Genomic DNA, 4042 nt, shown 5'->3' with positions numbered 1-4042 from the left:
TGGCGGCGATCGGCATGGCGCTGATCGTGACGCTGGTCGACCGCGCATTGCCGCCGATGCCGGTCGCCGGGCGGCTGGCGGCGCTAGTCGCGATCGGCTCTGGTATCTATGCCGGCTGGCTGGCGCTGTTCGCCCGCGCGCTGATCGCCGAGATCATCGGCCTGGTGAAGGACAGCCGCTAGCTCAGCCGGCGGGCACCACCGTCTCGGTCGGCACGGCGCGCTGCAGCTCGTAGTGCGCGACGATCGGGATCGTCACTGCCCAGACTGCCAGCGCCAGCTGCACCAGCATCGTCGTCGTCGCGCCGATCATCCGCCCCGGCATCCAGCCGTCCATGCCAAACGGATGGAGTAGCCGGCCGGCCACGAACACTCCGGCGAGGATCGCCAGCCAGATGTTGGACCCTGTGCACAGCTCGATCAGCGCGACCAGCACGAGCACGAACACGACGTTCTCGACGAAGTTCAGCTGCGCGCGCATCCGCCGGATCAACGGCTCCGACCCGGCATCGCCGACCCACGCCTTCTCGCGTTGCCGAACCTGGCCGACGCGGATGCCCAGCCACAGGTTGATGATCGCGCAGGCCGCGGCAAGGATCAGCGAGATCGGCAGAATGGTGAACGGCATCGTAAGAACTCCCGGGGCTTTCGCGCCACCCTACAGCCGTGCCTTGCGCTTGCAACGCGAGGCGAAATCGCTATAGCCCCGCGCTTCGCGACGCGCCCGGCCTGCCTGGTGCCCCGGTGGTTCCGCCCCTAACAGGTCGGCCTGTTGGTGGTTTCCGGTGCGGGCCCGACGCGTCGAGTCGTTTCAATCGTACAGACAAGCAAGGTGCCGCAATGGCCGTCCCCAAAAGAAAGACTTCGCCCTCCAAGCGCGGTATGCGACGCAGCCATGATTCGCTGATCGCCGCCTCGTTTCAGGAGTGCCCCAATTGCGGCGAGCTGAAGCGGCCGCATCACATGTGCCTGAACTGCGGCTATTATAACGGCCGAGAGGTCGTCGCGCTCGAGGCGTAAGCTCCTTCAAGGCCTCCTATTCATGACCGACCCTTCCTGGATTGCCGTCGATGCCATGGGCGGCGACGAGGGGTTGGCCGTGATGCTTGCCGGGGTCGCCCGCGCGCGTCGGCGGCACGAGGAGATGCGCTTCCTGCTGGTCGGCGACGAGAGCGCGATCGCGGCGGGGCTGAAGAACCATCCTAATCTGTCGCAGCACAGCGAGATCGTCCACGCGCCGGAGACGGTTGAGGCGGCCGAGAAGCCGACCCAGGCGATCCGGCGTGCCAAGACCACATCGATGGGCATCGCCATCGATCTGGTGAAGCGCGGCCGTGCCGCTGCGGCGGTGTCGTCGGGCAACACCGGCGCGCTGATGGCGATGGCGAAGCTGGCGCTGCGGATGCTGCCGGGGATCGACCGGCCGGCGCTCGCCGCGCCGCTGCCGACGCTGGGCGACAACGACGTCGTGATGCTCGACCTCGGGGCCAATACCGAATGCGACGCGCGCAACCTGGTGCAGTTCGCGATCATGGGCGCAGCCTATGCACGGATCATCTTCGACCTGGAGCGGCCCCGGGTCGGCCTGCTCAACATCGGCAGCGAGGACCAGAAGGGCACCGACGAGATCCGCGATGCGGCTCACACCCTGCGCGAGACCGCCAACGGCGCGGTCGGCGGCCTGCCGCTCGACTTCACCGGCTTCGTCGAGGGCGACAAGCTGGCGCGCGGCGACCATGACGTCATCGTCTGCGACGGCTTCGCCGGCAATATCGCGCTCAAGACCGCGGAAGGCACCGCGCGTTTCGTCGCCGACCTGCTCAAGCGGGCCTTCTCCAGCTCGGCACGCTCCAAGATCGGCTTCCTGATCTCGCGCCCCGCGACCGAGCTGCTGCGCGATCATCTCGACCCCAACAACCACAATGGCGCGGTCTTCCTGGGCCTCAACGGCGTCGTGGTGAAGAGCCATGGCGGGGCCAACGAGCTGGGCGTCGCCACCGCGATCGGCAACGCCGCCAAGCTGGTGAGCGCCAACCTGACGCGCCGCATCGCCGACGATCTGGGCGCGATCCGCCAGGCGGTCGCGTAGGTGATCCGGTCGGTCCTGATCGGCACCGGCTCGGCGCTGCCGGTGCGCCGGGTCGCCAACGCCGAACTCGCGGAACAGGTCGATACCAGCGACGAGTGGATCGTCGAACGCACCGGCATCCGCTTCCGCCACATCGCCGGCCCCGACGAGACGACCGCGACGCTTGGTGCGGACGCGGCGCGGGCGGCGATCGCCGCCGCCGGCCTGGCCGCGACCGACATCGACCTGATCGTCCTCGCCACCGCCACCCCAGACCAGACCTTTCCGGCCAGCGCCACCAAGGTGCAGGCGATGCTGGGTATCGGCGACTGTGTCGCGTTCGACGTCGCTGCGGTCTGCTCGGGCTTCCTCTATGCGGTGCAGGTCGCCGACGCGATGATCCGCGCCGGTGTCCACACCCGCGCGCTGGTGATCGGCGCGGAGACGTTCAGCCGCATCCTCGATTGGGAGGACCGCACCACCTGCGTCCTGTTCGGCGACGGTGCCGGTGCGATCGTGCTGGAAGCGCAGGAGGTCGACGCCGCCGACCCGGCCGGGCGCGGCATCCTTGCCACCTCGCTCCACGCCGACGGTCGCCACAACCAGCTGCTCTATGTCGATGGCGGCCCCTCGACGACCGGCACCGTCGGCAAGCTGCGCATGAAGGGCAAGGAGGTGTTCCGCCACGCGGTCACCAACCTCGCCGCGGTGATGGGGGAAGTCGTCGCCAAGGCGGGGCTGACATCCGACGAGGTCGACTGGGTGGTGCCGCACCAGGCCAATGCCCGCATCCTCGACGCGACCGCGCGCAAACTGGGATTGCCGGCGGAGAAGGTGGTGATGACCGTCGACCAGCACGCCAACACCTCCGCTGCGTCCGTGCCGCTGGCGCTGGACGTGGCGGTGCGCGACGGCCGCATCCGGCCGGGACAGATCGTCGTGCTGGAGGCGATGGGCGGCGGCTTCACCTGGGGCGCGGCGGTGCTGCGCGTCTGAGCCGCAGCGCGGGACAGGGCAGCGCGTACAAAGCCCCTTTTCCGCGACGATCGGCTTGTGATAGACTAACGTACATCAGAGGGGGCTGTTATGGAAATGTCGAACGTCGGCACGCTGACCCGGGCAGACCTCGCCGAGGCGCTGCACCGGCAGGTCGGTCTGTCGCGTGCCGATTCGGGCAAGCTGGTCGAACAGATCCTGCACGAGATGTGCTACGCGCTTTCCGAGGGCGAGAACGTCAAGATTTCGGGCTTCGGCACCTTCGTGCTCCGCGACAAGGGTGAGCGCGTCGGTCGCAACCCCAAGACCGGGATCGAGGTGCCGATCGAGCCGCGCCGCGTCCTTACCTTTCGCGCCAGCCAGATGATGCGCGAACGTATCAGCGCCGCGGGCTGACGCGTCCCTTGGCGGACCCCGTCGCCAAGGCCACGGGAGCGTTGCTGACGATCGGCGAACTGTCGCGCGAGCTTGGCTTGCCGCCGCACATCCTGCGCTTCTGGGAGACGCGGTTCCCTGAGCTGAAGCCGCTGACCCGCGCCGGCCAGCGCCGTTACTACCGTCCGGAGGACGTGGCGCTGGTGCGCCGCATCGATGCCTTGCTGAACCGCCAAGGCTACACGATCCGCGGCGTCCAGCAGCTGCTCGCCGACGACGCTCCGCAGGTGTCGATCGCCGCGCCCTCGCCATTGCGCGCGATCCGTGACGCACTGGCGGCCGCCCTGGCGAGCGACGAGACGCCGCCTCGCGGTTAGCGCAGGAGATCGATCGCTGGCGGATCAGCCCAGCGGCGACACCTCGGTGCTGGCGGCGCGGACCCGGCGGCGGCGCGGACGGGGTGCCTCTTCCTCCCCCTCGGCCGGCGCGCTCGGGATCGACAGCGCGGCGCACGGTGGGGCCCTCGAGGGTGGTGACAGCACCGTCGCCGTCCTGGCGGGCGCGGCCGAGATCGCCTACCCGCAGAGCAAGGCGGCGCTTCATG

Annotated in this window: 7 protein-coding genes and 1 pseudogene; 7 read left to right on the top strand and 1 reads right to left on the bottom strand. The window is 69.0% G+C overall.

The window, feature by feature from the left end:
• A pseudogene (locus tag HUU96_RS12645) lies at positions 1-182 on the top strand (lipopolysaccharide biosynthesis protein); the annotation flags it as partial.
• A gap of 1 nt (position 183) precedes the next feature.
• Here HUU96_RS12645 and HUU96_RS12640 read toward each other — a convergent pair.
• Positions 184-627: an MAPEG family protein gene (locus HUU96_RS12640; RefSeq protein WP_174293121.1), complete on the bottom strand. Its 444-nt coding sequence runs from the start codon at positions 625-627 to the stop codon at positions 184-186.
• A gap of 212 nt (positions 628-839) precedes the next feature.
• Between HUU96_RS12640 and rpmF the strand changes: the two genes are divergently transcribed.
• The 6 genes from rpmF to HUU96_RS15180 form a co-directional block, all read left to right on the top strand.
• A complete protein-coding gene (gene rpmF / locus HUU96_RS12635) occupies positions 840-1019 on the top strand; it encodes a 50S ribosomal protein L32 (RefSeq protein ID WP_174293120.1) in 180 nt (59 codons plus the stop codon).
• Between the two features lie 22 nt (positions 1020-1041).
• Positions 1042-2088, top strand: coding sequence for a phosphate acyltransferase PlsX (plsX, locus tag HUU96_RS12630; RefSeq protein WP_174293119.1), 1047 nt, complete (start codon positions 1042-1044; stop codon positions 2086-2088).
• Positions 2089-3063, top strand: a complete 975-nt coding sequence (locus tag HUU96_RS12625; RefSeq protein WP_302480243.1) for a beta-ketoacyl-ACP synthase III — start codon at positions 2089-2091, stop codon at positions 3061-3063.
• A gap of 96 nt (positions 3064-3159) precedes the next feature.
• Complete coding sequence (locus HUU96_RS12620) at positions 3160-3459, top strand: integration host factor subunit alpha (RefSeq protein ID WP_174293123.1); 300 nt, start codon at positions 3160-3162, stop codon at positions 3457-3459.
• 8 nt (positions 3460-3467) lie between these two features.
• A complete protein-coding gene (locus tag HUU96_RS12615; protein ID WP_174293118.1) occupies positions 3468-3815 on the top strand; it encodes a MerR family transcriptional regulator in 348 nt (115 codons plus the stop codon).
• 46 nt (positions 3816-3861) lie between these two features.
• A partial coding sequence (locus HUU96_RS15180; protein ID WP_254605216.1) for a DNA-processing protein DprA occupies positions 3862-4042 on the top strand: 181 nt, incomplete at its 3' end.

It is taken from the genome of Sphingomonas bacterium (assembly GCF_903644135.1).
Classification (GTDB): Bacteria; Pseudomonadota; Alphaproteobacteria; order Sphingomonadales; family Sphingomonadaceae; genus Sphingomonas.
Note: the sequence above shows the minus strand (reverse complement) of the source record. Positions and strands in the feature narration are given on the sequence as shown.